Raw genomic sequence first — 1,032 nt, 5'->3', positions numbered from 1 at the left:
TCTTTGTAGCGGGGACAGGATTTGAACCTGCGACCTCTGGGTTATGAGCCCAGCGAGCTACCGAGCTGCTCCACCCCGCGTCGGTGTGAACACAACATTACACACAGGTTCACGCAGGCGCCAAATCGCGAGGTCAACACGGGTTTTATCACCAAAAAGCGCAATCATCGACGGGCAACACCGCATATCGAACCCCGCGACTGTGGCAGCCATCACATGTTCCGGCAATCGCCCGCGGCGAGGCCGAGTTTCAGTGAGTGGCGTCACTATCACCTCGTGATCCCGAACACATAACGGCGCAATAACAGACTGACCGGAATCTAGGTATTCCCACTGGTTATGCAGTGTAAACATCGAAAAGACGACTATTCCATTCATAGAATCCGCTCGTTATCAAGATGTGATCGGCGTCGATTCTTTGGTTAGCGTCTCCCCCATGACTGAGACCCGGAAATTCAGCACCCGCGCCCTTGGCGTCGCCGCCATCGCCGGCGCCCTTGTTGCCGTTCCGTTCGGCCTCGCCACCGGCACCGCCTCCGCCGCCGCCTACAACTGGGACGGCGTCGCCCAGTGCGAGAGCGGTGGCAACTGGGGCATCAACACCGGCAACGGTTACTACGGCGGCCTGCAGTTCTCGCAGAGCACCTGGGCGGCCAACGGCGGCCAGGGTTCGGCGCACAACGCCAGCAAGGATGAGCAGATCCGCGTCGCGGAGAACGTGCTCGCCAGCCAGGGCGTCGGCGCCTGGCCGCACTGCGGCCAGTTCCTCCAGTCGGGCGCATCCGAGCCCGAGGTGGTCGAGGAGCCCGCCGTCGAACTGCCGGTCGAACTGCCCGCCGAGGCCAAGACCGACGTCCAGGCTGCCGTCGACCAGGCCAAGGCCACGGGCAAGGCGCTGGCCGACCAGTACGGTGTCGCGGGTCAGTACCAAGCCCTGCTCGACGCCAACGCTCCGCTGATCGCCTCGATCGGCGGCTGATCCACCGTTCCCCCTGCACAAGAAAGGCCCCGTCGACCAGACGGGGCCTTTCC

1 protein-coding gene and 1 tRNA gene are annotated in these 1,032 nt (G+C 63.3%); one reads left to right on the top strand and one right to left on the bottom strand.

From position 1 onward, the window contains the following. Positions 1–6 precede the first annotated feature (6 nt). Positions 7–80, bottom strand: a tRNA-Met gene (locus tag ACFWF3_RS37035). Between the two features lie 356 nt (positions 81–436). Between ACFWF3_RS37035 and ACFWF3_RS37030 the strand changes: the two genes are divergently transcribed. Continuing rightward, positions 437–979: a transglycosylase family protein gene (locus tag ACFWF3_RS37030; protein ID WP_379318933.1), complete on the top strand. Its 543-nt coding sequence runs from the start codon at positions 437–439 to the stop codon at positions 977–979. Positions 980–1,032: the final 53 nt, after the last annotated feature.

The sequence above is a fragment of the Nocardia sp. NPDC060220 genome, from assembly GCF_042727815.1.
Lineage (GTDB): Bacteria > Actinomycetota > Actinomycetes > Mycobacteriales > Mycobacteriaceae > Nocardia.
This window is presented reverse-complemented; position numbering and strand designations above follow the sequence as displayed.

Bases quoted from the DNA above. Each gene is read 5' to 3' on its own strand.
- ACFWF3_RS37030 (WP_379318933.1), top strand. From the start codon at position 437: ATGACTGAGACCCGGAAATTCAGCACCCGCGCCCTTGGCGTCGCCGCC.